This window comes from Methylobacterium sp. E-005, from assembly GCF_022829725.1.
Taxonomy (GTDB): domain Bacteria; phylum Pseudomonadota; class Alphaproteobacteria; order Rhizobiales; family Beijerinckiaceae; genus Methylobacterium.
The window spans coordinates 26,415-52,721 of record NZ_JAKSYG010000062.1 but is presented as its reverse complement, the minus strand read 5'-3'; the positions used below and the strand labels follow the sequence as shown (position 1 = coordinate 52,721).

The 26,307-nt window shown below is 68.0% G+C and carries 34 protein-coding genes; 15 read left to right on the top strand and 19 right to left on the bottom strand.

What is annotated here, in order from left to right:
* Nucleotides 1-195: 195 nt before the first annotated feature.
* From MKK88_RS06280 to MKK88_RS06250, 7 genes are read left to right on the top strand one after another with little or no spacing between them, the layout of a single operon-like run.
* Nucleotides 196-723, top strand: coding sequence for a DUF3280 domain-containing protein (locus tag MKK88_RS06280; RefSeq protein WP_243997958.1), 528 nt, complete (start codon nucleotides 196-198; stop codon nucleotides 721-723).
* A gap of 28 nt (nucleotides 724-751) precedes the next feature.
* A complete protein-coding gene (locus tag MKK88_RS06275) occupies nucleotides 752-1,453 on the top strand; it encodes a (5-formylfuran-3-yl)methyl phosphate synthase (RefSeq protein WP_243997956.1) in 702 nt (233 codons plus the stop codon).
* A complete protein-coding gene (locus MKK88_RS06270; protein ID WP_243997954.1) occupies nucleotides 1,450-2,025 on the top strand; it encodes a uridylate kinase in 576 nt (191 codons plus the stop codon). Before MKK88_RS06275 ends, MKK88_RS06270 begins: the two co-directional genes overlap by 4 nt.
* Nucleotides 2,022-3,584, top strand: a complete 1,563-nt coding sequence (locus MKK88_RS06265) for a DUF6513 domain-containing protein (RefSeq protein WP_243997952.1) — start codon at nucleotides 2,022-2,024, stop codon at nucleotides 3,582-3,584. The genes MKK88_RS06270 and MKK88_RS06265 overlap by 4 nt, the downstream gene beginning before the upstream one ends.
* Before the next feature lie 4 nt (nucleotides 3,585-3,588).
* Nucleotides 3,589-4,179 (top strand): DUF447 domain-containing protein, encoded by a 591-nt coding sequence (locus tag MKK88_RS06260; RefSeq protein ID WP_243997950.1) that lies wholly within the window; start codon nucleotides 3,589-3,591, stop codon nucleotides 4,177-4,179.
* 21 nt (nucleotides 4,180-4,200) lie between these two features.
* Nucleotides 4,201-4,734, top strand: coding sequence for an SRPBCC family protein (locus MKK88_RS06255; protein ID WP_243997948.1), 534 nt, complete (start codon nucleotides 4,201-4,203; stop codon nucleotides 4,732-4,734).
* Nucleotides 4,731-5,681: a YncE family protein gene (locus tag MKK88_RS06250; protein ID WP_243997946.1), complete on the top strand. Its 951-nt coding sequence runs from the start codon at nucleotides 4,731-4,733 to the stop codon at nucleotides 5,679-5,681. The genes MKK88_RS06255 and MKK88_RS06250 overlap by 4 nt, the downstream gene beginning before the upstream one ends.
* A 27-nt stretch (nucleotides 5,682-5,708) precedes the next feature.
* Here MKK88_RS06250 and MKK88_RS06245 read toward each other — a convergent pair whose 3' ends face one another.
* The 8 genes from MKK88_RS06245 to MKK88_RS06210 all read right to left on the bottom strand — a co-directional run bounded on the left by MKK88_RS06245 (nucleotide 5,709) and on the right by MKK88_RS06210 (nucleotide 11,203).
* Nucleotides 5,709-5,909: a hypothetical protein gene (locus MKK88_RS06245; protein WP_243997944.1), complete on the bottom strand. Its 201-nt coding sequence runs from the start codon at nucleotides 5,907-5,909 to the stop codon at nucleotides 5,709-5,711.
* A gap of 73 nt (nucleotides 5,910-5,982) precedes the next feature.
* Nucleotides 5,983-7,185 (bottom strand): chlorophyllase/cutinase-like alpha/beta fold protein, encoded by a 1,203-nt coding sequence (locus tag MKK88_RS06240; RefSeq protein ID WP_243997942.1) that lies wholly within the window; start codon nucleotides 7,183-7,185, stop codon nucleotides 5,983-5,985.
* A gap of 303 nt (nucleotides 7,186-7,488) precedes the next feature.
* Nucleotides 7,489-7,692 carry a hypothetical protein gene (locus MKK88_RS06235; protein ID WP_243997940.1) on the bottom strand — a complete coding sequence of 68 codons (204 nt, stop codon included), beginning with the start codon at nucleotides 7,690-7,692 and terminating at the stop codon, nucleotides 7,489-7,491.
* Between the two features lie 76 nt (nucleotides 7,693-7,768).
* Nucleotides 7,769-8,224 carry a response regulator gene (locus MKK88_RS06230; RefSeq protein ID WP_243997938.1) on the bottom strand — a complete coding sequence of 152 codons (456 nt, stop codon included), beginning with the start codon at nucleotides 8,222-8,224 and terminating at the stop codon, nucleotides 7,769-7,771.
* A gap of 301 nt (nucleotides 8,225-8,525) precedes the next feature.
* Nucleotides 8,526-9,410 (bottom strand): dienelactone hydrolase family protein, encoded by an 885-nt coding sequence (locus MKK88_RS06225; protein ID WP_243997936.1) that lies wholly within the window; start codon nucleotides 9,408-9,410, stop codon nucleotides 8,526-8,528.
* Between the two features lie 103 nt (nucleotides 9,411-9,513).
* A complete protein-coding gene (locus MKK88_RS06220) occupies nucleotides 9,514-9,918 on the bottom strand; it encodes a hypothetical protein (protein WP_243997934.1) in 405 nt (134 codons plus the stop codon).
* A gap of 111 nt (nucleotides 9,919-10,029) precedes the next feature.
* Nucleotides 10,030-10,473, bottom strand: a complete 444-nt coding sequence (locus MKK88_RS06215; RefSeq protein WP_279602105.1) for a DUF192 domain-containing protein — start codon at nucleotides 10,471-10,473, stop codon at nucleotides 10,030-10,032.
* Nucleotides 10,474-10,600: 127 nt separating this feature from the next.
* Nucleotides 10,601-11,203, bottom strand: coding sequence for a cold-shock protein (locus MKK88_RS06210; protein WP_243997932.1), 603 nt, complete (start codon nucleotides 11,201-11,203; stop codon nucleotides 10,601-10,603).
* A gap of 342 nt (nucleotides 11,204-11,545) precedes the next feature.
* Here MKK88_RS06210 and MKK88_RS06205 point away from each other — a divergent pair, with 342 nt between their 5' ends.
* Nucleotides 11,546-12,574, top strand: a complete 1,029-nt coding sequence (locus tag MKK88_RS06205) for a heparan-alpha-glucosaminide N-acetyltransferase (RefSeq protein WP_243997930.1) — start codon at nucleotides 11,546-11,548, stop codon at nucleotides 12,572-12,574.
* A 186-nt stretch (nucleotides 12,575-12,760) separates the two neighbouring features.
* Here the strand turns inward: MKK88_RS06205 and efp are convergent, their stop codons facing one another.
* Nucleotides 12,761-13,384, bottom strand: a complete 624-nt coding sequence (gene efp, locus MKK88_RS06200; protein ID WP_243997928.1) for an elongation factor P — start codon at nucleotides 13,382-13,384, stop codon at nucleotides 12,761-12,763.
* Between the two features lie 185 nt (nucleotides 13,385-13,569).
* On the opposite strand from efp, the gene epmA reads away from it, so the two are divergent.
* The 5 genes from epmA (at nucleotide 13,570) to MKK88_RS06175 (ending at nucleotide 17,897) form a co-directional block, all read left to right on the top strand.
* Nucleotides 13,570-14,625, top strand: a complete 1,056-nt coding sequence (epmA, locus tag MKK88_RS06195; protein ID WP_243997926.1) for an EF-P lysine aminoacylase EpmA — start codon at nucleotides 13,570-13,572, stop codon at nucleotides 14,623-14,625.
* Nucleotides 14,622-15,665 carry a lysine-2,3-aminomutase-like protein gene (locus MKK88_RS06190; protein WP_243997923.1) on the top strand — a complete coding sequence of 348 codons (1,044 nt, stop codon included), beginning with the start codon at nucleotides 14,622-14,624 and terminating at the stop codon, nucleotides 15,663-15,665. Before epmA ends, MKK88_RS06190 begins: the two co-directional genes overlap by 4 nt.
* A 16-nt stretch (nucleotides 15,666-15,681) precedes the next feature.
* Nucleotides 15,682-16,293, top strand: a complete 612-nt coding sequence (locus MKK88_RS06185; RefSeq protein ID WP_243998201.1) for a glutathione S-transferase family protein — start codon at nucleotides 15,682-15,684, stop codon at nucleotides 16,291-16,293.
* A gap of 129 nt (nucleotides 16,294-16,422) precedes the next feature.
* Nucleotides 16,423-17,070, top strand: coding sequence for a dimethylmenaquinone methyltransferase (locus MKK88_RS06180; protein ID WP_243997921.1), 648 nt, complete (start codon nucleotides 16,423-16,425; stop codon nucleotides 17,068-17,070).
* A 5-nt stretch (nucleotides 17,071-17,075) separates the two neighbouring features.
* A complete protein-coding gene (locus tag MKK88_RS06175; RefSeq protein ID WP_243998199.1) occupies nucleotides 17,076-17,897 on the top strand; it encodes a YdcF family protein in 822 nt (273 codons plus the stop codon).
* On the opposite strand, the gene MKK88_RS06170 is transcribed toward MKK88_RS06175, so the two are convergent.
* From MKK88_RS06170 to MKK88_RS06130, 10 genes are all read right to left on the bottom strand, one after another.
* Nucleotides 17,840-18,142 carry a DUF3253 domain-containing protein gene (locus tag MKK88_RS06170; RefSeq protein ID WP_243997919.1) on the bottom strand — a complete coding sequence of 101 codons (303 nt, stop codon included), beginning with the start codon at nucleotides 18,140-18,142 and terminating at the stop codon, nucleotides 17,840-17,842. The genes MKK88_RS06175 and MKK88_RS06170 overlap by 58 nt on opposite strands.
* Nucleotides 18,139-18,900: a DUF599 domain-containing protein gene (locus MKK88_RS06165; RefSeq protein ID WP_243997917.1), complete on the bottom strand. Its 762-nt coding sequence runs from the start codon at nucleotides 18,898-18,900 to the stop codon at nucleotides 18,139-18,141. The genes MKK88_RS06170 and MKK88_RS06165 overlap by 4 nt, the downstream gene beginning before the upstream one ends.
* Before the next feature lie 96 nt (nucleotides 18,901-18,996).
* Nucleotides 18,997-19,281, bottom strand: coding sequence for an acylphosphatase (locus tag MKK88_RS06160; RefSeq protein ID WP_243997915.1), 285 nt, complete (start codon nucleotides 19,279-19,281; stop codon nucleotides 18,997-18,999).
* Nucleotides 19,282-19,335: 54 nt separating this feature from the next.
* Nucleotides 19,336-20,184, bottom strand: a complete 849-nt coding sequence (locus tag MKK88_RS06155) for a formate/nitrite transporter family protein (protein WP_243997913.1) — start codon at nucleotides 20,182-20,184, stop codon at nucleotides 19,336-19,338.
* 146 nt (nucleotides 20,185-20,330) lie between these two features.
* Nucleotides 20,331-20,762 carry a gamma-glutamylcyclotransferase family protein gene (locus tag MKK88_RS06150; RefSeq protein WP_243997911.1) on the bottom strand — a complete coding sequence of 144 codons (432 nt, stop codon included), beginning with the start codon at nucleotides 20,760-20,762 and terminating at the stop codon, nucleotides 20,331-20,333.
* 30 nt (nucleotides 20,763-20,792) lie between these two features.
* Nucleotides 20,793-20,915: a hypothetical protein gene (locus tag MKK88_RS33755; RefSeq protein ID WP_279602096.1), complete on the bottom strand. Its 123-nt coding sequence runs from the start codon at nucleotides 20,913-20,915 to the stop codon at nucleotides 20,793-20,795.
* On the bottom strand, nucleotides 20,912-21,142 hold the full coding sequence (locus MKK88_RS06145) for a hypothetical protein (protein WP_243997908.1): 231 nt from the start codon (nucleotides 21,140-21,142) through the stop codon (nucleotides 20,912-20,914). Before MKK88_RS06145 ends, MKK88_RS33755 begins: the two co-directional genes overlap by 4 nt.
* Nucleotides 21,143-21,159: 17 nt before the next feature.
* Nucleotides 21,160-23,163 carry an acetyl/propionyl/methylcrotonyl-CoA carboxylase subunit alpha gene (locus MKK88_RS06140; protein WP_243997907.1) on the bottom strand — a complete coding sequence of 668 codons (2,004 nt, stop codon included), beginning with the start codon at nucleotides 23,161-23,163 and terminating at the stop codon, nucleotides 21,160-21,162.
* A 100-nt stretch (nucleotides 23,164-23,263) separates the two neighbouring features.
* Nucleotides 23,264-23,704, bottom strand: a complete 441-nt coding sequence (locus MKK88_RS06135) for a hypothetical protein (RefSeq protein WP_243997905.1) — start codon at nucleotides 23,702-23,704, stop codon at nucleotides 23,264-23,266.
* A 162-nt stretch (nucleotides 23,705-23,866) separates the two neighbouring features.
* Nucleotides 23,867-24,445, bottom strand: a complete 579-nt coding sequence (locus MKK88_RS06130) for a L,D-transpeptidase (protein ID WP_243997903.1) — start codon at nucleotides 24,443-24,445, stop codon at nucleotides 23,867-23,869.
* Between the two features lie 181 nt (nucleotides 24,446-24,626).
* Between MKK88_RS06130 and MKK88_RS06125 the strand changes: the two genes are divergently transcribed.
* Both MKK88_RS06125 and MKK88_RS06120 read left to right on the top strand, forming a co-directional pair.
* Nucleotides 24,627-25,556 (top strand): histone deacetylase family protein, encoded by a 930-nt coding sequence (locus tag MKK88_RS06125; RefSeq protein WP_243997901.1) that lies wholly within the window; start codon nucleotides 24,627-24,629, stop codon nucleotides 25,554-25,556.
* Nucleotides 25,557-25,681: 125 nt separating this feature from the next.
* Nucleotides 25,682-26,299, top strand: a complete 618-nt coding sequence (locus MKK88_RS06120) for a LysE family translocator (protein ID WP_243997900.1) — start codon at nucleotides 25,682-25,684, stop codon at nucleotides 26,297-26,299.
* Nucleotides 26,300-26,307 lie beyond the last annotated feature (8 nt).

Genomic DNA, 26,307 nt, shown 5'->3' with positions numbered 1-26,307 from the left:
TTTCCGTCCCGACCGCTCTAGTGCGGCCTGTCGCTGCGCCGTTCACGTTCGCGACGATCGCGTGACCGACCGTGCGGAGGCCCCTCGTGGATCAGGCCGACCGGGAAGTACATTGCCAAAGTGTCCCGTCGCCCGACCTATGGGCCGAGAGAGGCCGCTCGAAGCGGCCGGATCGTCGAGAGGAACGCTCCGCCCATGCGTCACCTGTCCCTCCATGCGGCGACCGCCTGCGGTCTCCTCGCCCTCGCGGCCGTCCTGCCCGGCGCCGCGCTGGCTGCCGAGAAGGCTGCCGTGTTTCCGGTGGAGCTGTTCGAGCCCGGGGCTTCCTATGGCGCGCGGGCGCGACCGGCCGACACCAAGAAGCTGACGCTCGTCACCGATGAGCTGCGCAAGGCCCTGCACGATCAGGCCGGGCTGGAGATCATCGACACGGCGCCGAAGGCCGACACCGTGGCCAAGGAGGGGCCGCTCTACAAATGCAACGGCTGCGCGGCGGAGATCGGCAAGAGCCTGGGTGCGGACCTCGTCGCGACGGGTTATGTGGAGAAGGGATCGGGTCAGATCTTCAACCTGACCGTCACCATCGCCGAGGCCGACACTGGCAAGGTGGTGCGCGGCGGGCAGGTCACGATCCGGGCCGACACCGACGATACCTGGGCCCACGCGATGCGCTGGGTGGTGAAGAACCGCCTGCTCGCCGAGCCGCTGCCCGGGAAGTCCTGAGGCTATCCATCAGCGTCCTGAGTCATTCGTGCACGCGTCTTCCACCCCGCTCCGCCCCCTGCCCCGTCTGCTCGTCAGCGTCCGCGATCCGGCGGAAGCGGAGGCCGCACGACTCGCGGGCGCCGACCTGATCGACGCCAAGGATCCTGAGCGTGGCGCGTTGGGCGCCCTAGCCTGCAGCGACGTGCGCGAGATCGTGGCGCGGGTCGCCGGCGGAGCGGTGACCAGCGCGGTCGCCGATCCGGCGCCCGCGGCGATTGCCGCCATGGCAGCCACCGGGGTCGATTGGGTGAAGACCGGTCTTGATGCGGGCCGCCGCCGCGAGCCCGCCGCGTTCGCGGATCTTGCGGCGGCAGCTCCGAACCGTCTGATCGCCGTCCTGTTCGTCGAGGACGGCCCAGCCGCCGCCCTGATCCCAGGCCTGGCCCGAGCGGGGTTTGCGGGCGCCATGATCGATACCGCCGGCAAGCACGGTGCACGACTGCCCGATCTGGCGCCGCCCGGCGATCTGGCGGCCTTCACCCAGGCCTGCCGCGCCCTTGGCCTGATGAGCGGCCTTGCCGGTTCACTCCGCGTTATCGACATCGCGCCGCTGGCGGAACACGCGCCGGATTATCTCGGCTTCCGCGGTGGTCTCTGCCGCGATTTCGACCGGCGCAACGGCATCGACCCGCTGCGGGTCGCCGAGGCGCTGCGTGCGCTCCGACCCAATCAGCGGGACGCCGCGTGATCTCCGTCATCAAGATCGGAGGCAGCTTGGAGGCGGACCCCCACCGTCGTCGCGTGCTGCTGGCCGCGATCGCGGACGGCGCTCACGGACGCTGTATCGTCGTTCCGGGTGGGGGCACCTTCGCGGGCCTCGTGCGGGCCGCGCAGGCGCGGGAGGGTTTCACCGACGCGGAAGCCCACCGAAGGGCCCTGGATGCCATGAGCGACGCGGCCGGGATCTTCCGCGGGGTCGAGCCGCGCCTCGTCCACACCCTGGAGCCCTGGACCGAGACCGCGTCCGCGACGGCACGTGTCTGGAATCCGCGCGCCCTGCGCGACGGCCATCCCGACATCCCTGAGACCTGGGACGTAACCTCCGACAGTCTCGCCCTCTGGCTCGCCGGGCGGGTCGCCGCGAAACGCTGCGTGCTGGTGAAATCCATCGATGCAACGCCGGGGCAGGACGCCACCGCCCTCGCAGGGAGCGGGCTCGTGGACGCGGCGTTCCCGGCCTTCGCGGCCCGTTACGGCGGCCCGATCGAGATCTGGGGGCCGGCCGGACGCGTCGCCATCGCGCCGAGGGATGCCGCGTGAGCGCGCCCGAGCACATCGTCTTCGTGACAGGCCGTCTCGCCCGGGCCAGGCTGGAAAAGGTCGCGGCTGGGCTGCCGGACAAATTCCGCTGGAGCATCGCGGATGCCGGCGTGAAGGTCGCCGCGCTGATGACCGAGGAGATCATCCGCCGCCGGGTCGCGCTGCCCCAGGGCGCGACGCGCGTGATCCTGCCCGGCCGCTGCCGGGCGAATCCGGAGCATTTGGCAGCCCATTTCGGCGTGCCTGTGGAGCGCGGCCCGGACGAGGTGGTCGATCTCCCGGCTTGGCTGGGGCTCTCGGCCCGAAAGATCGATCTTTCCCGCCACGACCTCCGGATCTTTTCCGAGATCGTCGATGCCTCGAAGATGAGCGTCGCCGAGATCCTGGCCAAGGGGCAGGACCTTGCCCGGAGGGGCGCCGACGTGATCGATCTCGGCGGTCTACCCGACACGTCTTTTCCGCATCTGGAGGATTCCGTGCGCGCCCTGAAGGGCGCCGGGCTCAAGGTCAGCGTCGATTCCTTCTCGCGCGACGAACTGGCCCGGGGTGCCGAGGCCGGGGCCGACTTCCTGCTGAGCCTCAACGAGGACACCCTCGACCTCGCCTTCGAGACCGACGCGGTCCCCGTGCTCGTGCCGACGCGCCCCGACGATCTGCCCTCCCTCGACCGGGCGATCGCGCGGATGCGCGAGGCCGGCCGGCCGTTCCTCGCCGATCCGATCCTGGAGCCGATCCACCACGGCTTCGTGGATTCGATCGCCCGCTATCGCGACACCCGCAACCGCTGGCCCGACATCGCCATGATGATGGGCACCGGCAACCTCACGGAGCTGACGGAGGCCGATTCCCTCGGCGTCACCGCGCTCCTCGTGGGCATGTGCTCGGAACTGGCGATCCAGAATGTGCTGATCGTGCAGGTGTCCAACCACACCCGCCGCACCGTCGAGGAGCACGACGCGGCCCGGCGGGTCATGTACGCCGCCAAGGCGGATTCAGCCCTGCCCAAGGGCTACGGCCGGGCACTGCTGGGGCTTCACGACAAGCGACCCTTCGTGCAGACGGCAGAGGAGATCGCCCAGGCCGCCGCGGAGGTCCGCGATCCCAACTACCGGATCGCCGTCGCGGAGGACGGCATCCACGTCTACAACCGCGACATCCACAGGGTCGGCACCGACGCGATGGCGTTCTTCCCCGAACTTGAAGTCGCCAGCGACGGCGCCCACGCTTTCTATCTCGGCGCGGAGCTCGCCAAGGCCGAGACCGCGTGGCGGCTCGGCAAGCGCTATGTGCAGGACGAGCCATTGGATTGGGGTTGTGCCGCCGACGCCGAGGTCGAGGACGCCACCGCCTTCAAGAAGGCCGGTCACACGCGCCATTCCGGACCTGATGCACCGCCCCCCGGCACCCGGGATGCACGGCTCGTGACGCCCGAGGTCGACGAGGATCCGCCCGAGGTCGTTCCGGAAACGGCGGCCCGCTCGGAGGCGTCTCCGGAGCGACCGCAGGAACCGAAAACCAAGCTGGTCTGCGGCCGGCTGGTTCCGGTCGATCAGGCGTGAGCCGATGCCGCTGATCCTGGAGACCATCGTCACGACCCTCTCGCCGGCCGGCGAGTTACACCTCGTGCCCTTCGGGCTGATCGGCGAGGAAGACGGCTACGTGCTGGCGCCGTTCCGCCCTTCGCCGACCATCGTCAACCTGGAAACGAATCCGTGCTTCGCGGCTTCCAGCCCGCGGGATATCCGGGTGATCGCCGGGACGGTCACGGGGCGGCGGGATTGGCCGACCGTCGCCTGCGATGCCATCGCGGGCCGGCGCCTCGCCGATAGCTTCGGCCATGCCGAGTTCGAGGTCGCGGCGGTCGAGGATCACGAGGTCCGGCCGCGCTTCCGCGGCCGCATGGTCCACAGCGCGGCACACGCGCCGTTCATCGGCTATAACCGCGCGCAGGCGGCGGTTCTGGAGGCCGCTGTTCTTTCCACCCGGCTCCACATGCTGGAACCCGAGAAGGTGTTGACGGAGATGGCCTATCTCGCCATCGCCGTGGGCAAGACTGCCGGACCCCGCGAGCGCGAGGCCTGGGGCTGGATCGAGGACAAGGTCGCGGCGGCTCTTGGCCCCGAGGCGCGGATCCTCGGTCGTGACGACCGCTGATCGCGGGAGGAGTAGGACGCAATGAAAAAAATCACCCTGGCCCTGGCGGCCACCGCGGCGCTTGTCGCTGCGACCGCGCAGGCCCACGGCCCGACGCGGCGCAAGATCCACGAGTCGATCGAGATCAACGCGCCGGCCGACAAGGTCTGGGCAGTGGTCGGCGACCTCAAGAACGCGGACTGGATGCAGAATGTCACCAAGACCGAGCTGAACGGCGATCCGGTCGGTAAGTTCAAGCGGGTGCTGACGCTCAAGAACGGCGATCAGATCTCCGAGACCAGCAACAAGTACAAGCCCGATGACAAGCTGTTTTCGTACTACATCGACAAGGTCGACGTGAAGGATCTGCCGGCCAACGACTACTCGGCCACGATCACGGTTGAGCCGGAGGGCGATGCCAAGTCGAAGGTCGAGTGGAAGGCGGCCTTCTACCGCGGCTATATGAACAACGATCCGCCGCCCGAACTCAACGACGAGGCCTCCGAGAAGGGCGTCGGCGACTGGATCAAGGCGAGCCTCGCCAACCTGAAGGCCAAGGTCGAGAAGGGCTCGTGAGCCTGGGCCGGGCGGCGCTCGCCGCCGCCCTCGCCCTTGCGGCCGGCGTCGCCCGCGCCGAGCCGGCGCGTGAGGCGATCATCACCGCGCAGCTCGGCGGCGCGGTCGAGGTTGTGGACCTTGCCGCCGGCAAGGTGGTGCGCCGCATCCCGGTCGATGGGGCCCCGGCCGGGATCGCCCTGTCGGCCGATCATCGGCTTGCCTATGTGACGCGTCCCGAGGGCCATGGCGTCGCGATCATCGATCTCGATGCCGGCAAGCTCGTGTCCGAGGTTCCGCTGCCCGGTGGCCCGCTCGGGATCGCGGCGGACCCGCGGGGCGGCCGGGTCTACGTGGCCGATTGGTACGGGCACCGCCTGTTCGTTCTGAGCGCGCACGATGGCACCCTGGTTCCCGATGGCGAGATCGCCGTCGGCGCCTCCCCATCGGGGATTGCGGTCAGTCCCGACGGCGCGACGCTCTACGTGGCCAACCGCGAGGCCGACACGGTCTCGGTCGTGGACGCGGCGAAGCGTCGAGAAACCAAGACCATCCCGGTCGGGCAGCACCCGTTCGGCATCACCCTCGATGCCGCCGCGGGCCGTGCCTACACGGCCAACGTCACCGGCGACGATGTTTCGGTGATCGACCTTGCCGCGGGCCGCGAGATCGGGCGGGTTCCGACCGGGCGGCGTCCCTACGTGATCGCTCTCAGTCAGGGGCGCGGCTTCGTCACCGATCAATATGCCGGCAGCGTCACAGTCTTCGATCTCGGAACGCTCAAGCCGATCGCCGACATCGACGTCGGCGATCATCCGGAGGGGATCGGCGCCGACGCGGATGGCCGCCTCTATGTCGCCAACTGGGGCGACAACACGCTGAGCATCCTCAATGCCGCCACGCTCACGGTGATCAAGACCATCCCGACCGGCGACGGCCCGCGCTCGTTCGGGACCTTTCTCCGATAACCATGCCCGACCCGGCGCCCGGTGCGATCAGGGTAACTCGCGGTGGGGCGCCCGCCGGTAGGCGACGCGCGCGGCAACCAGGGCGCCGCCCACCTGCAGCAAGCCGGTCTCTCCCAGATCGGAGGGTCCGATATGAGCCTGGATCAGCACGCGTGTGAGCGCATTCAGCGCGAGCAGGGTCAGGCAGAAGGCCGCTGCGGCGAGCAGGCTGGCGACGAACTCGGGCATGGCTTCGCTCCCGTTCCGAACGGGACCAACGTAGCAAGCCACGCGCCAAGGCCAAGCTGCCCGGCCATGGGTATCACCGTTTACGCGAAGGCGCGGAGGGTTTGGCCTCGGCAGAGGACTTGGCCTCGGCAGGCGGCTTGGCCTGAGCCGCCGGGGCTGGGCGCGGGGTCTCGACGACCAGACGCTTCACCGGCCAGCCGTCGCTCCACCGCTCCATATCGGCGAGCCGCGGGTTGTTCTTGAGCGCCGCGGCATCCGAACCGGCGAAGGCCGTGCTCGCGGCCAGATCGAAGACCTTCCAGAAACCGAGATAGTCCAGGGCATCCACCCGGGCGAGATTGACCTGGGACACCAGCGTCTGCTGCTCTCCGGTCAGTGCCATATCGGGCGACCAACGGAACGGCGGCGGCTTCGGGTTGTCCTTGGGGGCGTCCTTGGGCTCGGGTGCGGGCTTGATGGCGCTGCCGTCATAGGCCGAGTCCACGCCGGCCGGCGCAGCCAGCGTCGCGGTGAGCGCCGGGAAGCCGTGGTCGTCCGAGAGGATCCGCACGAACAACTTGCGGTCCATAGGCACGGAGCTCGCCTCGCGCAGCAGGCGCTTCGCGGCGAGATCGGCGGCCCGTGTATCCTTGTCGCCCACCATGGCGATGATCATCGTGGCGGGGTCGATCGCCGAGATGTCGCCGAGGGTGATGCCACGGGATTTCGGACCGCTGGCAATGCCACCAGGCATGACCGCGAAGACCAATTTCGGCGTCGGCAGACCCCGCACCTTCGCGTCCGCCGCGAGATCCATGGCCAGAGGGGCGCCGGCCAGATGGCCGATCATGGCGACACGGCCCAGATCGGGCTTGGCTTCAGGGTCGGCAGCGAGGTCGGCCAGGGTGGCCTTGACCAGCCCCTCGGCGTTGGCCGGTGCATCGGCAGGTCGCGTCCGGTTCACATCCTGGAAGCGCGGCAGGATCACGAGCCAGCCCTGCCGGGCCAGATGGTCGATCCAGGCTCCGTAGCTCTGCGGATTCACGATGCCCCAGCCGTGCAGGAACACGGCGACCGGTCGACCGGTCTCCGGCGCGGAGCCTGCCGTGTAGAAAGCGTAGCTGCTGGTGCTGCCACGACCGAGCAGGCGCTTGACCACCGTAGCCTTACGATCCCCGACGCTGCCGGGACCGTCGGCCGGTTGAGGCGGGGGAGTTGCCCCCTGCGCGGACACCACACCGGCCAGGATCAGGATCGCGACCGTGGCGAGCGATCCGCGAAGGGCGGTGAGACGCATGGAGGGCTCGATTACGTAAAGGCCTGCGCCTGCAGGATTGAAGGCGGTGAATAGCAGATTCTTGGGTCTTGGCGAGCCGGGGCCGATCTTATCGACCGTGTTGTGGACGGAAGGTTGTTCGTTCCTGGCGCGAGCCCAGGGGGCAAGGTTTCAGGAACATTAAAGGCATCACACATCGCATCCTGCACGCGGTGCACTACCGTCCGGCGGGAAAGGTCAAACCAACTCTGTCTCCAAACGACCCCGGATCGAGTTTTACGATCGCCTCAGCGTCGCGAGCCAACATTTGAGACCGGCCCGGTATCACGCCACGCGCTGACCGTCAGGCGATCCGACCTGATCGAGTTGCTGGGCCAGGGCGGCGAGCGTGTGCGGGACCGTATCGTCCGCAGCGCCGTAGAAACTGAGCAGCTCTTCACGAACCGAGTCGACAATCGCCAATTCGGCAGATTCGGATTCGCCGGGCCGGCGCAAGGAATCAGCGTGGTTGACAGCAACGATCTTCATGGCGACGCCTGCGATCCATTGTTGTGCGCGTAGCTCGGCGCCGCCTTCTGGAGAGCCGTACAACGACGCCGCTGCTTCAAGTTTCCAGACCGGGGCGGATTATTTTGCCGCCCGTTCCGATGATCGAGGGTCCCGTCTCGCCGGACGGGCGGCCCGCCGCCTGCTCCACCCAGGCCAGGATATCTTCGGCGCGCCAGGGCTTCGGGATGAAGGTCGCGGAGACGCGCAGGTCACTCGGCTGATCACCGGCATCGCCGGACGTCAGGAGGACCCGCACCCGTGGCCACGTCACGCCGATGATCCGCGCCAGCTCGAAGCCGCCGATCGGACCCGGCGTCCGTACGTCCGAGAAGACGACGCTCACCTCGTCCCCACGGTTGTTGAGGATTTCCAGCGCGCGGTCCGCAGTCTCAGCCTCGATCACGGTGAACCCAGTGTCCTCCAGCAGCGTAGCCGCGAGGAAGCGCTCGTCGGGCTGGTCCTCCACGACGAGGATCACGGGCTTCCGGCCGGTCTGTACCGAATCGCTCATGGGCCAGGACACTCTACAGGGGCTGAACGGCGGCCGTCGCAATCGGTTCAACGCATTATCGCGGCGGTAGGCCGGACCCGCGCAGGCACGAAGCTTCCTGTGATCCTTGCATAATAAAGAAGTTGTGTTTGTGTCCTGAGTAACACAGCCACTCAGGAACGGCCGGATATGCCTCTCCGCGTGGCAGTCGCGTGTTGTTCCGCCCGCGGGTGATCAGTCCCAGGGACGGTCGGATTTGCAGAGACCGGGCGGCGTTTTACCTCCCGATCACTACGCCATGGCCATTCCGCCCCGGCCAGCTTCAGCCGACGTCGTGGGCCTTGAGGAAGGCCAAGGCGCGTGTCCAACCGTCTTCGGCGGCTTCGCGCCGGTAACTCGGTCGATAATCCGCATGAAAGCCGTGCGGCGCATCCGGATAGACCACGAGCTCGACGCTCTTCCCGGCCGCCTTCGCCCGATCGCGCGCTTCCTCGACGGACGCAACGGGGATGCCCTGGTCGGCTCCCCCGTAGAGGGCGAGCAGCGGCGCGTTGATTTCCGCCGCCACATCACCGGCCGTACGCGGCTGGATCTCGGTCCGCTCGCCGCCCACCGGGCCGTACCAAGCGACTGCAGCCTTCAGATCCCGGCGATGCGCGGCGTAGAGCCAGACATCGCGCCCGCCGCGGCACCATCCCATCACGGCGAGGCGATGGGCGTCGCCCTTCGCAGCCGTCGAGGCCCAGGCTGCCGTCGCGTCGAGATCGCCGATCCACTGCGCGTCCGGGGTCTTCGAGATGACATCCCGGATGATGACCTTGGGATCCGTCATCGTCGAAAGATCGCCCTGGCGGGCGTAAAGCTCCGGCGCGACGGCGCAATATCCGGCCTTGGCAAGGCGCCGGCAGATATCCTTGATGTAGTCGTGAACGCCGAAGATTTCCTCGACCACCAGCACGATCGGGAACGGACCTGCCCCCTGCGGCACCGCCCTGTAGGCCGGCATCGGCCCGTCCGCGGCCGGGATCTTAACTTCGCCGGCTTCGATGCCGGTGGTGTCGGTATGGATCACCTGTGCCTCGACCCGGGTCGTGGCGAGCGTCAGGCCGCTCATCAGGCTGGTCATGACGAAACCGCGTCGCGAAAGCGGTGAGCTGATCAGTCCCTCCAGCTCTCCCGCGTCGCCGGCCGTATTGTGCTCCGCCATGCTGGTATCTCCGTCCCTGTTCCTTGCAGACGTACCGCGTTTGGCAGCGATCGTCTCCCCGGGGACTCGACCGGCGGCGCACGCGTCCCGACCGGCGTCAGCCTCACGCCCCGGCGGCGATCAGCGCACGCGCGGCCGGGCGGGTAGCGATGTGCACCTTCGACGGTGCGTTGCGCGGCTGGAGGATGTCGGCCAAGGTCACGAACGTCTCGGCGGCCGGCGATACGACCGCACGGATGCCGTAACCAAGCGCGAACGAGCGGAGCAGATTGGCATCGCGGGCGATGCCGAAGTGATCGAGCGCGGCCAGGAAGGCCTCACGGAACAGGCTGGGACGGCACCAGCGCTTCTCGGCCATCTGCAGCGGCCAGTCCCACAGGCCCTCGGCGCGGCGATGCGCCAGCGTTTCGCGGGCGATGAAGTACCCCGTCGCCCGATGCTCGATCCCGTCGGCCTGCACCGTCCAGTCATCGTTGCCGAACAGCTCGGCTTCGACCACATCGCCCATCGGATCCTCCGCGCCGTCCCGGCATTCCGAAGCATCGGAACATTGCCGGAACACTGGCCCGGATGGATGCGTTGGTCAAGGTGGATGTTCCCGGTGCGTTCGCGGCGCGTATCAGCGCCCTCGGAACATCGGATGCTCGATGCGATCGCCGGGCTGGATTCCGAGCTTGGCGGCAGTGCCGGCATTGAGTTCGAGCACTGCGGTGACGGGACCACCCGACGGAATGATGGCGGTGGAGAGCGGCTCCGTATCGGCCGCGATGCGGCTGATGGTGCCGTCCGGCCGGATGAAGACCATGTCGAGCGGGAGATAAGTGTTCTTCATCCACATGGTGACGGGCACGTCCTGCTCGAAATCGAACAGCATTCCATGATCGACCGCCATATGCCGGCGGAACATCAGTCCGCGGGAGCGCCCCGCATCGTCGCGCATGACCTCGACGTCGAAGCGCTTCGGCCCGGATTTGGTGACGATGGTCAACGGCTCAGCCTTGGCCGTCGCCGCCTGGGCGCCCGATTGCGCGCGAGCGACCGAAACCGGGACGACGGACGTCAGGCCAAGACCGACCACGGTCGCGAACGCCGCGAGGCGAAACTGGAATCTCACAGGCTGAAGCCCCTCGTGCCATCATGCTTGCAGCCGACATAGGCCAACATCGGGCGGGTGGGAATCCGATGTCACCTCAATGGGAGGCCGGAAGCGTCCCATCGATCAACCGCACCTCCGCCGCCATGACCCCCTTCGAGCCATCGCCGTAGCGTACCAGAACCGCTTCGCCGGGCTTCAACTCCGCGATGCCATACCGGCGCAGCGTCTCCATATGGACGAAGATATCGGGCGTGCCGTCGCCCCGGGTCAGAAAGCCGAACCCGCGCAAGCGATTGAACCACTTCACCACTGCGGTTTCGAGGCCGCTCGTCGGCGTCACGGTGACGTGGGTTCTCGGGAGTGGCATCTCCGACGGATGCAAAGCCGACGCTTGGTCGAGGGAGATTACCCGGAAGGCCTGCCAGCCGCGCGGCCGTTCAACCGCCTCCACGACGATGCGCGCGCCCTCGCTGGCGGCCTGATAGCCGTCCCGCCGCAGGCAGGTCACGTGCAGCAGGATATCCGGTGCGCCGTCATCCGGTACGATGAAACCGAATCCCTTGGAGACGTCGAACCATTTGATATGGCCCGCCACCTCCACGAGATCGAGGACTTCGTCCTCGCGAAGGCCGGTCTCGTCGCTTCGAGCCGACGCCCGCTCTGAGTTCGCTGGCCCGGACCCGTGTTCGTCAGACATGGCCGAGCAACCTACCCTGAATCACGCCGCGCTCTTTCCCGGCAAGATTAACGAAGTCCTGACTCGCGGGAAGCCCATTTCGCCGACCAATGAGCGCGACCGAGTTGCAATCTCGGGGGGTGTATGCGCGACGGCAACAGTCGATGCAGCGCACGTATCGGTACTCAACCATCTGGACCGCGACGTGGATTCCGCCCCGGGCTCCAGTCACGTCGGTCCGAAAGATCGGGAGCTGAACAGTTTCACGTTTTCGAGAGTGTTGGAGACGTCTGGACCGCGGCCGCGACGTGAAGCGAGCACCCCTTGGCATTGGTCCCACCCCCGTGGTTTGACTGCGCCACCATGCTCACCGAAGCCGCCATCGTTCCCCCCCCGACCGCGTCGACCGCCCGTCCGGGCCAAGGCCGCCTTCCGGTGATCGATGCCGCGCGGGCGACCGCACTGGCCGCCATGGCGGGCTATCATACGCTCTGGGACCTCGGCTATCTTCGGCTGACGGTCGAAAATTATGCGCTGACGCCCCTCGGGCATCGTGCCGCCGAGACGATCGCGGGCACCTTCCTGCTCCTCGTCGGTGTCGGACTGGTGCTGATGAATGGCCGTGGCATCCGGCCGAGGGCGACGCTGATCCGGCTCGGACGCATCGGCGGCGCCGCCCTGCTCGTGACCCTCGGGACCTGGGTCGCCTTCCCGGATGCCTTCGTGTTCTTCGGCATCCTGCACTGCATCGCGTTGGCGAGCGTGCTGGGATTGCCCTTCCTGTTCCTTCCGGTGTCGGTCGCCGCCTTCGCTGCGGCGCTGGTTCTGGCCGCTCCGCTGGTCCTGCACGCGGCGTTCCTCGATGCCCCGGCCCTGTTCTTCCTCGGGCTCGGTGCGGTGATGCCGCGAACCAACGACTACGTGCCGCTATTCCCCTGGTTCGGGTTGGTCCTGGCGGGCATCGTCCTCGGTCGGATCGGCCTGCCGCGGCTCGCCGCCTTACGCCTCGGCGCCTGGACTCCCCGTTCACGCCTCGGCCGCTGTGCGACCTTCGCGGGTCGCCACAGCTTGGTGATTTACCTGATCCACCAGCCGCTCCTGCTGGGGCTGCTCACCGCCGTCGTGAGCGTGACCGGCCCCAACCCGCATGCCGGACTGCGGGCGTTCCGCGCCGATTATGTAACAATCTGCACCCGCACCGGCGGCGAGGCGCCGCTCTGCCGGATCGCAGCCCGCTGCACGTCGGACGCCCTGCTCCGGGAGGATCTGTTCCGGGAGGATGGGCGCCCATACACCGTCGCCGAGCAGGTGCGCGCCCACGATCTCTCGCAGCAGTGCTACGGAGCCCTCGAGCATGCGCCGATCAATGCGGTGACGCCTGATCGGAGGTGACGGTTGGGCGTCCGCAGCGCGGAGCCGCTACCGGCATCACTCTGGACCCAAGGCCGCGTATCCCGCGAGGCTCCAAGAGCGCTGCCAAGAACTCCCGCTGCGCTGTCGCGGCCGGCGGGAGATCCCCTAAGGGCTAGCCGTTCAGCGAGACGCTCCTGAGCGTCGAGCCGGGCCGGTTCAGCCCGCTCAGTCCTTGGCGCGCTCGACGTAGGCCCCATCGGCGGTCATGACGATTACGCGCGTCCCGGCCGCGATGTGCGGCGGCACGGTCGTGCGCACGCCGTTCGACAGCGTGGCAGGCTTGTAGGATGACGAGGCAGTCTGCCCCTTCAGGACCGGCTCGGTCTCGGCGACCTCCAGCGTCACGCGCTGCGGCAGTTCGATCGTCAGCGGTACGCCGTTGTGGACGGACAGCATGACGGCCATGCCTTCCTGGAGGTAGGGCGCGGCGTCACCGACCACATCCTCCGGGACCGCGATCTGCTCGTAATTCTCGGGGTTCATAAAGTGGAACCCTTCGCCGTCGCTGTACAGGAAGGTGTGCTCACGATCCTCCACGAAGGCGCGCTCGACCTGCTCGGTCGTCCGGTAGCGTTCGGAGACCTTCACACCGTCCGTGATGCGGCGCATGTCGAGCTGGGTCACCGGCGTGCCCTTGCCGGGATGGATGTTCTCGGCGAACAGGATCACGTAGAGCTTACCGTCCTTATCGACGACGTTGCCCTTGCGGAGCGTTGAGGCGATCACCTTCACGGAATTGCGTCCTGCATTGACATGGGGGGCGGCACGCGCCAAGCGCGGGCGCTGCATCTCGGACCCCGCCACTATCGCATCTGCGTCCCGGTTGCCAGCGGGCGGTCGATGAGTCGTCGTGAGCCGGCGACAGGTCATGTCGTGAACGCGTCCGCGCATAGCCGGAGGGGGCCGAGGATGGTCCGGACCGACACGCCTGTCAGCGGGCTGCATCCGGCGTCGCCCGTCACCGGGATCGGCGCGTGACGGCGCCGGCTTCGCCCTGGTGGTCCGTCGACCGCCATGCCGATCGCCGGCCGGCGCTGATCCTGCGCAACCGCCTCACCGCGGCTGTTCGGGCTTGGTTTGCCGAGCGGGCGTTCGTCGAGGTCGATGCAGCCTGCCTGCAGGTCTCGCCGGGCAACGAGGCGCATCTTTCGGCCTTTGCCACCGAGGCCGTGGGCGGCGGCGGCGCGCGCATGCCGCTTTACCTCCACACATCGCCCGAATTCGCGTGCAAGAAATTGCTGGCGGCCGGCGAGACGCGGCTGTTCAGCCTCGCACGGGTGTTCCGCAATCGGGAGCGGGGGCCGTTGCATCACCCCGAATTCACGATGCTCGAATGGTACCGGGCTGCGGCCCCATACACCGCCCTGATGGACGACTGCGCCGCGCTGCTCCGATTATCGGCCACCACGGCAGGCGCGCATCGCTTCACGTATCGCGGCCGGGACGCCGATCCCTATGCGGAGCCCGAACGGCTCACGCTCGCCGAAGCGTTCGCGCAGTTTGCTAAAATCGACCTGCTCGCCACCGTGTCGCACACTGGCGAGACCGACCGGGATGCCTTCGCCAGCGCGGTTGCGGCTGCGGATCTGCGTGTCGCGCCGGACGACACCTGGGCCGATCTCTTCTCCCGGGTCCTTGTGGCACGGATCGAGCCGCATCTCGGCATCGGTCGGCCGACGATCCTGTGCGAGTATCCGATCAGCGAGGCGGCCCTCGCCCGGCCGTCGCCGCATGACGCTCGCGTCGCGGAGCGGTTCGAGCTCTATGTCTGCGGGGTCGAACTCGCCAACGCGTTCGGCGAGCTGACGGACCCGGACGAGCAACGCCGTCGGTTCGAGGACGAGATGGCCGAGAAACTGCGCGTCTACGGCGAGCGCTATCCGATCGACGAGGATTTCCTGGCGGCCCTCGCATACATGCCGGATTCCTCGGGGATCGCCCTCGGCTTCGACCGGCTCGCGATGCTGGCTTGTGGCGCCAGCCGCATCGAGGATGTCATCTGGACACCGGTCGCGGAGACCCCGGCATGACCCATGCCCTGCACGGATCCGACGATCTCGTGGCGGCCGGCCTGATCTCGGACGCGGAAGCCGTTCGGCTGCGCGACGTGCTGGATCGTTACGCGGTCTCCTTGACCCCCGACATGGCCGAGCTGATCGATCCGTCGGATCCCGGTGATCCGATTGCCCGGCAATTCGTACCCTCGATCGCGGAAGGCCGGGTCGAGCCCGAGGAACGGGCCGACCCGATCGGCGACGACGCCCATGCGCCGGTGATCGGGATCGTCCACCGTTACCCGGACCGCGTGCTGCTCAAGCCGCTCCACGTCTGCCCGGTCTATTGCCGCTTCTGTTTCCGGCGCGAGATGGTCGGGCCGACCGGGCTCGGGACGCTCAGCGAGGCCGAGCTGGAGACCGCGCTGGCGTATATCGCGCGGGATCCGCGGATCTGGGAGGTCGTGTTGACGGGCGGGGATCCGTTCGCGCTCTCGGCCCGGCGCCTCGGCGGCATTGCGGGGCGGCTCGCGGCCATCGAGCATGTGCGCGTCTTGCGGATTCACACCCGTGTGCCCGTGGTCAAACCCGACAGCGTGACCGACGATCTGGTGCAGGCGATGCGTCGGTTCGGCCGTGCGGTCTTCGTCGCCCTGCACGCGAACCACCCGCGCGAATTCACCCCCGCAGCGCGCGCCGCTTGTGCCCGGCTGGTCGATGCCGGGATCCCGATGGTGAGCCAGACCGTGCTGCTGCGCGGCGTCAACGATTCGGCGGCGACGCTGGACGCGTTGATGCGGAGCTTCGTCGAGAACCGGATCAAGCCCTATTACCTGCATCATGGCGACCTTGCGCCGGGCACCAGCCATCTGCGCACCAGCCTTGCCGAGGGACAGGCGCTGATGCGCGCCCTGCGTGGGCGCCTCTCCGGCCTCGCGCAGCCGACCTACGTGCTCGACATTCCCGGCGGTCACGGCAAGGTGCCGGTGGGTCCCCAGTACCTGCGCGATACGGCGGACGGGCAGCGGGTGACCGATCCGGACGGGCGCGACCATGCCTATCCCCCGAAGATTTGAGGACGAAGGCGTGACGATGCGCAGGCTCTGGGGGCGACTCACTTCGGTGAACGTGCAGAAAGCGGTCTGGGGGCTCGACGAGGCCGGGCTCGCCTATGAGCGGATCGATGCGGGCGGCGCCTTCGGCGTCGTCGCCGATCCCGCCTACCGCGCCCTGAACCCGAACGGCCTCGTCCCGACGCTGGAGGAGGACGGCTTCGTGCTCTGGGAGTCGAATGCGATCCTCCGCTATCTTGCGTCGACCTGCCCGGCGCTGGCGTTGCCGGAGGATCCCCGCGCCCGCGCTCACATCGATCAGTGGCTCGATTGGCAGGCAACGAGCTTCACGCCGGCCATGCGAGACGCGTTCTGGCAGCTGTTCCGGTCATCCGATCCAGACCGCGCGCTCATCGCCGACTCGCTCAAGCGGACGGAAGCCCTGGCGGCACTCCTCGACGCCCGTCTGGCGGAGCGGGATTATGCGGTCGGGGACGCATTCAGCATCGCCGACATCGCCCTGGGCTGTGCCGTACACCGCTGGCTGAACCTGCCGGCCGAGCGGGTCGAACGCCCGGCCCTGAAGCGGTGGTACGCGCGACTCGCCGACCGGCCGGGCTCGGCCCACGCCTTCGGCGAGCCAGTCGGCTGAGGTTCTCATCGCTTAGGATCCTGTCGCTTGCGTTCGTGGCGGTCTTGCCGTCGGACGCGCTGGATCCACTTGGCTGCAGATCGACCTGACAGAGCCGGCGGCGGAGCATGCCGCCCCGAGGAATTTTCGATGGCGATCGACCCGACCTTGCGTGACGCGCTCTCCGCCGTGACGCCGGCCAGTCTGGCCCGTGCGCTGATGCGGGCGGGCGTCAAGGCGTTCAGCCCCCTGGGTTTGACCCTGCGCGGCGGCACCGCGATCGGGACCGCCTTTACGCTTCGGATGATCCCGGCCCGCGACGATGCCGCGGGCGACATCGCCGCCGCGATCGACGCGGTTCCGGAGGGATCGGTCGTGGTGATCGACGCCGCTGGGACCGGCTCGCCCTTGCCGTTCGGCGCGATCCTGGCGGCCCGGCTCGTCCAGCGCGGCGCCGTGGGTCTGATCACCGATGCAGCCCTGCCGGACGAGATCGGCCTGCCGCACGGGGCCGCGCCGTTGGAAAGCTCGGGTACGCTTGCCCTGGTCGGCACGCAGCAGCCCGTCGCCTGCGGCGGCGCCGCGATCCATCCGGGCGACATCGTGGTCTGTACGCGGGAGGGGATCGTCGCCCTGCCCGCAGGCATTGCCGAACGGATCGCCCTCGAGGCCGTGGAGCAGCAGCGCCTCGACCTGTGGATTCAGCGCGAGGCCGAACGGGGCGAGAGCCTCGGCAGCCTCCTGCCGCCCGACGCCGCCGCCCTGGCGCGCTTCCAGTCCGAGACCAAGCCGGCGTGAACACCGTGTTCTTCCCTTTGTCGAAGGTGATCTTTTTCCTGATCACCCCGTCGAACTTCCTGATCTTCGCAACCCTGTTCGGAGCGCTCCTCCTCGTGGCTGCGCGGCTGCGGCGGACCGGGGCGTCCCTGGTACTGCTCGGTGCCCTTGGCCTTGCGATCGGAGGCCTTGGGCCGTTGTCTGAAATCCTGTTGCTGCCGCTCGAACAACGTTTTCCGCCGTCGCCAGCTGATGGACCGCCGCCCACGGGCATCATCGTGCTCGGCGGCGGGATCGAGGCCGGGCTGTCCGAGGCCCGGGGGCAGGTCATCGTCAACGATGCCGGCGAGCGGCCGATCTATCTGGCGGATCTGGCCCGGCGCTTCCCGACGGCGCGGCTGGTCTTCTCGGGGGGCAGCGGCTTCATCGGTGGCGGGATCGCGGAGGCCGATATCGTCAGCCGTCAGGCCGACACGATCGGCGTTCCGCGCACGCGCCTCATCCTCGAGAATCGGTCACGCAACACCCACGAGAACGCGCAGTTCACCGCCGCCCTCGTGCACCCGAAGCCCGGTGAGCGCTGGCGCCTCGTGACATCGGCCTGGCACATGCCCCGGGCGGTCGGCTGCTTCCGGCAGGCCGGGTTCACGGTCGACGCCTTTCCGGTCGATTATCGGACGCGCGGCTGGGGGGATATCGCCCGCTTCAACGGCTTCGCCTCGGATGGTCTGCTCCAGCTCGACTTGGCCGTGAAGGAGTGGATCGGTCTCGCAGTCTACCGGTGGGCGGGCTACACGCCGGACTGGCTTCCGGGGCCGGAGGCGCCCGAGGGCAGCGCCAGCCGGTAAATGCCGCGGAAATCATCCGGGTCGACCGGCTTGCTCTTGCGCAGGATGGCGACGCGTCCCGCATGGGCGAGGCGCACGGCGACCCGGCGCACCGGCTGCATCAGGGGGCCCCACCCGTCCGGATGCGGGCCGCCGAGCGCCCGCGCGACCTCCGAGGGGCAGACGGTCTTGTCCGCGCCGCGCGCGGCAACGAGGCCGAGCATGGTCTCTTCGATCGTGGCGTCATCCGCTCGCGCATCGGTCATGGTCGTGCCTCTTCCAGGGGCGACAGCAGGGGACCCTCATGGGGACCCTCGCCGGCTTCGAGCAGCGCCATGCGGATCTCGGACGCGAACTGACGACGCCACATGATGATCACCACCGCCGATGTCGAGACCAGGAGCACATAGGGGCTGACGAACCAGCCCAGATACGCCAGCGCGAAGAAGAAAGCCCGCTGCCCACGTGCGAAATGCCGGCCTGCGCTGACGTTCATCGCCGCAAGACGCCGGACGGCGCGCAGCATCTCGGTCTCGCTCGCCCCCGACCCTTTCGAGGGCACCGCGCCGAGCAGGATCGCCGCATAATTGAACAACCGGTAGGCCCAGGCGAACTTGAAGAACGCGTAGACGAAAACCAGCGCAAGCCCGGCAACCTTCAACTCCCAGGTGAGCCGGCTCGCCACCGTGCCGAACGGCAGCGTCGCGAACAGATTCAGCACGTCGTCGCCGGAGCGCGACAGGGTGAGGACGGATCCGAGGGCGATCAGCGAGGTCGATGCGAAGAACGCGGTGCCGTTCTGCAGCGATGCGTTGATCTGCGTGTCGACGACGCGGTTGTCGCGGCCAATGACCTGCCGGGCCCAGTTGGATCGGTGGCCGTTCATGATCTGGCTCAGGGACACCATCCGGCCCCGCAACCGCCCGACGGAGAGCCCGTACGCCACCCAGGCGAGGATGAAATACAGGAGCGCTCCGAGATCCACGGGCGAGAACGCGGCCTGGCCGGCGGATAGAGCGGTCATGATCCTCAAAATAGGGTGCTGGCCGGTATACGCGACGCCATACCAGCCAATCGGTCGACGCAGAAGCCGCCGTCGCGCGTCTGCGCCGGCCGGATTTCAGTCGCGCAGGATCTCGAAGCCGGTCAGAGCGGGCGCACCCACGTGCTCCCGTACGGCGATGTCGGTCACGCGAGCGCCCATTGGCCCGGAACTGCACAGCGTCAGCATCTCGGCCACGGCCTCCGGCGCGCCGCTGAACACCGCTTCCACCGTGCCGTCGTCGCGGTTGCGCACGGTGCCGGTCAAACCGCGGGCGCGGGCCTCGCTCCGGGTCCAGGCCCGGTATGAGACCCCCTGCACCCGCCCCCGGATCTCGACGGAGACGGTCCGTACCTCATGCATGCAAAACTACACCCATCGGGGACCCGCACGTCTGGCGCGCGGGTCCGGATTGCCTCACTCGGCCGCGATGGGACGACGCACGTTCGCCTCGATGGCCGCTGACCGGGTCGCGCCGGTCCGTACGTGGGTCGCGTAGAGCATCAGGCCCGTGAAGGCGATACCGCCGACGATGTTGCCGATCAGCGTCGGGATCTCGTTCCACAGCAGGTAGTCCATGACGGTCAGGTGGCCGCCCATGAGGATCGCCGACGGGAACAGGAACATGTTCACCACCGAGTGCTCGAAGGTCATGAAGAAGAACACCGTGATCGGCATCCACATCGCGATCACCTTGCCGGGTACCGAGGTCGACAGCATCGCGCCGATGACGCCGGTCGAGACCATCCAGTTGCACAGCATGGCGCGCACCAAGAGCGTCAGCATGCCGGAGGCGCCGTACTTCTCGTAGCCGAGCGTCCGGGCCTCGCCGATGCCGGCGATCAGCTTGCCGACGGCGTTCGGCTCGGTGGCGAAACCGAAGGTGAACACGATCGACATCATCACCGCGGTGGTGAGCGCCCCCGCGAAGTTGCCGAAGAAGACCAGCACCCAGTTGCGTGCAACGCCCGCCACGGTGACGCCGGGCCGCTTGTCGATCAGCGCCAGCGGGGTGAGCACGCAGACGCCGGTGAACAGGTCGTAGCCGAGCAGGTACAGCATCGAGAAGCCGACCGGGAACAGCAGCGCCGCAACGAGCGGCTGGCCCGTGGTCTGATTGATAGTCACTGCAAACGCGGCGGCGAGCGCCAGGATCGCGCCGGCCATATAGGCCCGGATAAAGGTGTCCTTGGTGGCCATGAAAACCTTCGACTCCCCTGCGTCGACGGCCTTCTTCACGAAATCGGCGGGCGCCAGATACGACATGCGACAAACTCCCTCGCAGACGCGCGCCAATCGCCGTTGATCGACGGACGCCCTGCGCAATCACGGATGGCCGGCCGGGCACGGGGAGCCCCCTCGCCCGCCAGCTCGATCGTGGGCAAGCATGTCGCGTACCAATTTCAGAACGCTCAGGCCGGAAGGCCACGCGACCAAAGGCCGAGTTCGCGAATATAGGCCGGCGGCAACTGCGCCGCGCGGGCCGCGGCCAGGATCGCGTCGAGGTAACCAGGCCGCGGACGGCCGGGCGCCGTGGAACAGCCGAGATAGATCAGGGCGCGCTTGACACCATCCGGAGTCCGAACCGGCAGGGTCGCTTTCGTGTACAGGCCGCCCGCGACGCCCTCGTAGCGGTCGAGGGCCGGGATATCGTCGCTGGCGAGGTCCCAGAGCACACCCCAGACAGTGTGCGCGGGACCGCGCACCACAGAGGCGTAACCCTCGCGCATGATGATGAACCGGTATCTCGGCAGATGGCCGCCGCCGATCAGCCGCGAGACCGGGCAGCGCCGGGCCATCGCGGCGGCATCCATGTTGGCGCCGTAGGCAAAGTAGAGGGGCATGCCGCCGAGATCAGCCGCCGCTCACCCGCATCACTTGCCCGATTTGCGCTCGTCGCGCTGGATCGCCCATTCGTTCGCACGCATCGCCGCATAGGCGATCACCAGGGTCACGGCGGGTATCACGAAGGTGACGAAGATCTCACCCGAACTCATGGCCTGATGCTCCGCAGCACGCGCCGCCCGACCCGATGTACGCCGATCACAGCGCAAAGCCAGATCGCCACAAAGAAGGCCGTCGCCGGATGCAAGGTCGGCGCGCTCGCGATCCCGAAGCTCATCGCGGTGATCGGTGTCACGAAGCCGATCACCGCGAAAGCCACCGCGATGTTGTTAACCGCGGTGGCCAGCAGCTTCGTCTGTTCGTTGTGAACCGCACTCACGACGAAGGTCGATAGGCTCAGGCGAATTCCAGGATCACCGCGTCGACCGCGAGGCTCTCGCCTTCCTTTGCGTGGATCTTGCCCACGGTCGCATCCCGCTCGGCGCGGAGCACGTTCTCCATCTTCATCGCTTCGACGACCGCGATCGGCTCGCCATTCTTCACCTCCTGGCCCTCGGCCACGAGGATCTGCTTCACGAGCCCCGGCATCGGGCAGAGCACCTGCTTGCCCGAACCCGCCTGCTCCTTGACCGGCATCAGCGCGGCGAGTTCGGCCTCGCGACGCGTAAAGACCCGGGCCTCGGCGGCCGCGCCGGCATGCTGCAGGAACACGCCGTTGAGCAGGCTGCGCACCTGAATGGCAACGCGTTCGGATCCGATCGTGCCGATCCAGACCGGCTCGCCCGGACGCCACGCGCTCGCCACCGTCAGGGACGTGCCGTCATCCTGGGTGATCAAAAGATCCTCGCCCTCCGGCTCCACCGTGACGGGATAGGACTGACCGGCCAGGATCACCACGCGGTCCCGCTCGAAGGCGAACAGCCCCGGGGCGCGCATCTGCCCGGAGATGCCGCGCTTGCGCTGGTTGAGCTTGTGATCGATCGCCGCCGCGGCGGCCATCATCCGGGCCGCCACCGGTCCGGCGGGCTCCGGCGCGGTGAAGCCGTTCGGGAACTCCTCGGCGATGAAGCCGGTGGAGAGGCGGCCATCCTGCCAGCGCGGGTGCGCCATCAGAGCCGACAGGAACGGGATGTTGTGGCGGATGCCGTCGATCGCGAAGGCATCGAGGGCCTCGCCCTGTGCGGCGATCGCCTCGGCGCGGCTCGGCGCCCAGGTCACCAGCTTGGCGATCATGGGATCGTAGTGGATGGCGATCTCGCCGCCCTCCTCCACGCCGGTATCGTTGCGCACGATCGCCTTGCCCTGCTGCCCCTCCTCCGGCGGACGGTAGGTGGTCAGCCGGCCGATCGAGGGCAGGAAGTTGCGGGTCGGATCCTCGGCATAGACGCGGCTCTCCACGGCCCAGCCGTTCAGCTTCACGTCGTCCTGTGTGATCGGCAGCTTCTCACCGGCCGCGACCCGAATCATCAGCTCGACGAGATCGAGGCCGGTGATCATTTCGGTCACCGGGTGCTCGACCTGGAGCCGGGTGTTCATCTCTAGGAAATAGAAGGACTTGTCCTGGCCGGCGACGAACTCGACCGTGCCGGCCGAATCGTAATTCACCGCCTTGGCGAGCGCGACCGCCTGCTCGCCCATCTTGCGGCGGGTCTTCTTGTCGAGGAGTGGCGACGGCGCCTCCTCGATCACTTTTTGGTTGCGGCGCTGAATCGAGCACTCGCGCTCGCCGAGATACACGACGTTGCCGTGCTTATCGCCGATCAGCTGGATCTCGATGTGGCGCGGATCGGTGATGAACTTCTCGATGAAGACGCGATCGTCGCCGAAGGAGGAGGCCGCCTCCGACCTGGCGCGGGCAAAGCCCTCCGCCACCTCGTCGCCCGAGTGGGCGATGCGCATGCCCTTGCCGCCGCCGCCCGCGGACGCCTTGATCATCACGGGATAGCCGATTTCGTCGGCGATCGTCCGGGCGTGCTCGGGCGATTCGATGACGCCGAGGAAGCCGGGCACGGTCGAAACGTCCGCTGAGGCGGCCGCCTTCTTCGATTCGATCTTGTCGCCCATGGCGGCGATGGCGCCGGGATTCGGACCGATGAACACGATGCCGGCCGCCTCAAGCGCCTTCGGGAAGGCCTCGCGCTCGGATAGGAAGCCGTAGCCGGGATGTACGGCCTGGGCACCGGTCTGCTTGCAGGCCTCGACGATCTTGTCGATGACCAGGTAGGATTCCGAAGCTGCGGCCGGACCGATATGGACGGCCTCATCCGCCATGGCGACGTGCACGGCGTCGCGATCGGCATCCGAGTAGACCGCTACGGTCCTGATGCCCATCTTCCGGGCGGTCTTGATGACCCGGCAGGCGATCTCGCCCCGGTTTGCGATCAGGATCTTGTCGAACATCGCTGGCGCACTGCTTCCGAGATCGCCGGACTGCGCACCGGCTTGACTGTCCCGATAGATCAGTTGCGCGACAGACGGAAGCTGCGCCTTTGTCGAAGGCTCAGGCCGCCAGAGCAAAGCTCGTGCGGGCGGGCTGGACGGCGTCGCGGATCCGGCGGTTGGCTTCGAGGGCGAAGGCCATCAGCGATTCGGCGCTGCCCTGGGCTTCCCGCACGATCTCCATCGCGATCCGCCCACCGACCGGGCTCGGGCCATCGCGGCCGCTGAGCGAGGCGGCGAGCCAAGCGGCCACGTCGCGATCGATGTAACCGGTCGGCCGGGTGCCCCAAACGGCGAAATCGACGACCGAGGCCACGAGGAAGTCGGCGAAGGCCTCGGAGCCGATCACGGCGCGCTCCAGGGCGATCAGCAGGTCGGCCTCTTCGCGGCTCATCAGGCCTTCGGGGAGAACCTCGCGCTTGAGGACCAGGAGGTCCTCGTCGCTGATCGTCCCGGTCGAAACGGCATGGTTGCAGAACTGTTGAACGGAAATCATGGTCATGGTCGCCTGTCTCCCCGACCTTTGCTTTGGTCGGCGCTAGTCCCGGTGTGTCTTCAACCTACGGGACGGCTTCCCTGCCAGAGGTTAATGGCCAGATCTGAACGGAAGTTCAGGTAAACACAGCCCAAGCAAGCAAGCTTATTGGGACGTTGATTGGTTGCGTTACCGGACGATGACCGTGGCGCCCACGGGCACGCGATTGAAGAGGTCAACCACGTCGATGTTGCGCATGCGGATGCAGCCCGACGAGACCGCCTGCCCGATCTTCTCCGGCTCGTTGGTGCCGTGAATCCGGTAGAGCGTGTCCTTGCCGTGATCCGACAGGTAGAGGGCCCGGGCGCCCAGCGGGTTCATCGGGCCGCCCTGCATGGCGTGGACATGCGGCCAGCGCTTGATCATCTCGGCCGGCGGGTTCCAGGCGGGCCATTCCGCCTTGCGGTCGACAATCGCCCAACCGGTCCAGCCATAGGCCTCGTCGCCCACCGAGACGCCGTAGCGGAGCGCCTTCCCGCCGGGTTGGACGAGGTAGAGCTGGCGCTCCTTGGTCTCGACCACGATGGTGCCGGGCGGCTCATGGGTCGGATCGTTCATCTCGTAGCGGGCGAAATGCGGATCGAACTCGGCATCGGGCACGAGGGCCATGAACTCCGCGTCGCGGGCCGAGAGGGCGGGGTCGGGCACGCCCTTGAAGGTGCACCCTGCCAGGAGACCGGCACAGACGATGATCGGAACGATGCGCATGCGGCCGGTCTCGACGTTCGATCCCGCACCGAAGACCGTTCGGCGACTGGGAAAATCTGAAGACAATCGGGACAAGCCTAATCGTGGCGGGCACGCGGCCGTAGTCCGCGCGTTGCGACCGTGGCACATTGCCGACTCCTGTTGCAGGCGCGCGACAGGATCGGACCCGGGAGCGACCGTCGTGACCACACTGTACGTGAGCCATCCCGCCAGCTTCGATCACCTCGTGCCGGAGGGCCACCCGGAGCGGCCGGCCCGGATGCGCGCGGTCGAGCGCGCCCTGGAGGACGAACGCTTCGCCGGCCTTGTGCGCGCCTCTGCGCCCCGTGCGGAGCTGGAGACCGCCGCGCTCGCCCATCCCCGCTCCTATGTCGATGCGCTGGTCGCGGCGGTGCCGGAGACCGGCATGGTCGGGATCGACTCCGACACGGTCCTGTCGGCCGGCAGCCTGGAGGCGACGCTGCGCGCCATCGGCGGTGCGACGCACGCCGTCGACGCCGTCGTGGCAGGCGAGTGCCGCAACGCCTTCGTGGCCATGCGGCCGCCCGGCCATCACGCGGAGCGGACCCGGTCCATGGGGTTCTGCCTGTTCAACCACGCGGCCATCGCGGCCCGCTACGCCCAGACCCAGCACGGCGCCGGCCGCGTGGCACTCGTCGACTGGGATGTCCATCACGGCAACGGCAGCCAGGACATCTTCTGGGACGACGGCTCCGTCCTGTACTGCTCGACGCATCAGATGCCGCTCTATCCCGGTTCCGGCGCAGCTTCGGAGCGCGGCGACAAGGACACGATCGTAAACGTGCCCCTGCAGCCGAACGACGATGGCGAGGTGTTTCGCGAGGCGTTCGAGGCCGGTATCCTGTCGCGCCTGGAGACGTTCCGGCCGGACCTGATCGTGATCTCGGCGGGGTTCGATGCCCATCGGCTCGATCCCCTGGCGAATCTCCGCCTCGAAGCCGAAGATTTCGCCTGGGCGACACGCCGATTGATGGATTTGGCGGAACGCTGCGCGGGCGGGCGCATCGTCTCGGTGCTCGAAGGTGGCTACAGCCTCGAAGGTCTCGCCAAGTCGACCGCCGCGCATGTCGATGCGCTGATGGGTCGGTAGGCGCGATCGACGGTTGCGACGGCGCCGGATCCCGCCGTAGCCTCGGGCTTCGGGGGAATCAGGATCATGGCAGCGCATAGCCGCTTCATGGCGCCGGCCATCACTGGCCGGCCGGAATCTGCGCGATGACGACGGCTGGTTTTCTGGCCTACGCGCTGGCCTTGGGCGTCGCTGCCGCGATCCCGGGCCCCGGCGTCGTGGCCCTCGTCGCCCGGCCGCTGGCTTCGGGTTTCTGGGCCGGCATGGCGTTCGCTGCAGGCCTGATGCTGGGCGATCTGACCTTCCTGGCGGCCGCGGTGTTCGGGTTGACCCGCGTGGCCGAGGCGCTCGGCGACGTGTTCGTCGTGGTCCGGATCGGTGCGGGCCTGTATCTCGGCTATCTGGCCATCCAGCTGTGGCGCGCCGCAGCGCGCGCGCAGCCTGTCGCGGGGTGCAGTGCCGACAGACCCTTCGGGAGCTTCCTCGCCGGGCTGACCGTGACGCTCGCCAACCCGAAGACGATCGTCTTCTATCTCGCGGTGCTGCCCACCGTCCTGGATCTCCGGACTGTCACAGGAAGCGACTTCGCTGGGCTCGTCGCCGTCACGGCCCTCGTCGTGGCCGTGGTGATGACGCCCTACGCGGCTCTGGCGTCACGGGCACGGCATGCCTTGCAGACCGCAGCATTCCACCGGCGACTGAAGCGCGGCGCGGCCGCCATTATGGCCGGCGCCGCGATCTGGACGGTGGCGCGCCGCGTCTGACTTGGGCG

Coding starts and splice junctions, on each gene's coding strand:
- MKK88_RS06280 (WP_243997958.1), top strand. CDS start 196: ATGCGTCACCTGTCCCTCCATGCGGCGACCGCCTGCGGTCTCCTCGCC.
- MKK88_RS06260 (WP_243997950.1), top strand. CDS start 3,589: ATGCCGCTGATCCTGGAGACCATCGTCACGACCCTCTCGCCGGCCGGC.
- MKK88_RS06255 (WP_243997948.1), top strand. CDS start 4,201: ATGAAAAAAATCACCCTGGCCCTGGCGGCCACCGCGGCGCTTGTCGCT.
- MKK88_RS06245 (WP_243997944.1), bottom strand. CDS start 5,909: ATGCCCGAGTTCGTCGCCAGCCTGCTCGCCGCAGCGGCCTTCTGCCTG.
- MKK88_RS06240 (WP_243997942.1), bottom strand. CDS start 7,185: ATGCGTCTCACCGCCCTTCGCGGATCGCTCGCCACGGTCGCGATCCTG.
- MKK88_RS06235 (WP_243997940.1), bottom strand. CDS start 7,692: ATGAAGATCGTTGCTGTCAACCACGCTGATTCCTTGCGCCGGCCCGGC.
- MKK88_RS06230 (WP_243997938.1), bottom strand. CDS start 8,224: ATGAGCGATTCGGTACAGACCGGCCGGAAGCCCGTGATCCTCGTCGTG.
- MKK88_RS06225 (WP_243997936.1), bottom strand. CDS start 9,410: ATGGCGGAGCACAATACGGCCGGCGACGCGGGAGAGCTGGAGGGACTG.
- MKK88_RS06220 (WP_243997934.1), bottom strand. CDS start 9,918: ATGGGCGATGTGGTCGAAGCCGAGCTGTTCGGCAACGATGACTGGACG.
- MKK88_RS06210 (WP_243997932.1), bottom strand. CDS start 11,203: ATGTCTGACGAACACGGGTCCGGGCCAGCGAACTCAGAGCGGGCGTCG.
- MKK88_RS06205 (WP_243997930.1), top strand. CDS start 11,546: ATGCTCACCGAAGCCGCCATCGTTCCCCCCCCGACCGCGTCGACCGCC.
- efp (WP_243997928.1), bottom strand. CDS start 13,384: ATGCAGCGCCCGCGCTTGGCGCGTGCCGCCCCCCATGTCAATGCAGGA.
- MKK88_RS06190 (WP_243997923.1), top strand. CDS start 14,622: ATGACCCATGCCCTGCACGGATCCGACGATCTCGTGGCGGCCGGCCTG.
- MKK88_RS06185 (WP_243998201.1), top strand. CDS start 15,682: ATGCGCAGGCTCTGGGGGCGACTCACTTCGGTGAACGTGCAGAAAGCG.
- MKK88_RS06180 (WP_243997921.1), top strand. CDS start 16,423: ATGGCGATCGACCCGACCTTGCGTGACGCGCTCTCCGCCGTGACGCCG.
- MKK88_RS06170 (WP_243997919.1), bottom strand. CDS start 18,142: ATGACCGATGCGCGAGCGGATGACGCCACGATCGAAGAGACCATGCTC.
- MKK88_RS06165 (WP_243997917.1), bottom strand. CDS start 18,900: ATGACCGCTCTATCCGCCGGCCAGGCCGCGTTCTCGCCCGTGGATCTC.
- MKK88_RS06160 (WP_243997915.1), bottom strand. CDS start 19,281: ATGCATGAGGTACGGACCGTCTCCGTCGAGATCCGGGGGCGGGTGCAG.
- MKK88_RS06155 (WP_243997913.1), bottom strand. CDS start 20,184: ATGTCGTATCTGGCGCCCGCCGATTTCGTGAAGAAGGCCGTCGACGCA.
- MKK88_RS06150 (WP_243997911.1), bottom strand. CDS start 20,762: ATGCCCCTCTACTTTGCCTACGGCGCCAACATGGATGCCGCCGCGATG.
- MKK88_RS33755 (WP_279602096.1), bottom strand. CDS start 20,915: ATGAGTTCGGGTGAGATCTTCGTCACCTTCGTGATACCCGCCGTGACC.
- MKK88_RS06140 (WP_243997907.1), bottom strand. CDS start 23,163: ATGTTCGACAAGATCCTGATCGCAAACCGGGGCGAGATCGCCTGCCGG.
- MKK88_RS06135 (WP_243997905.1), bottom strand. CDS start 23,704: ATGACCATGATTTCCGTTCAACAGTTCTGCAACCATGCCGTTTCGACC.
- MKK88_RS06130 (WP_243997903.1), bottom strand. CDS start 24,445: ATGCGCATCGTTCCGATCATCGTCTGTGCCGGTCTCCTGGCAGGGTGC.
- MKK88_RS06120 (WP_243997900.1), top strand. CDS start 25,682: ATGACGACGGCTGGTTTTCTGGCCTACGCGCTGGCCTTGGGCGTCGCT.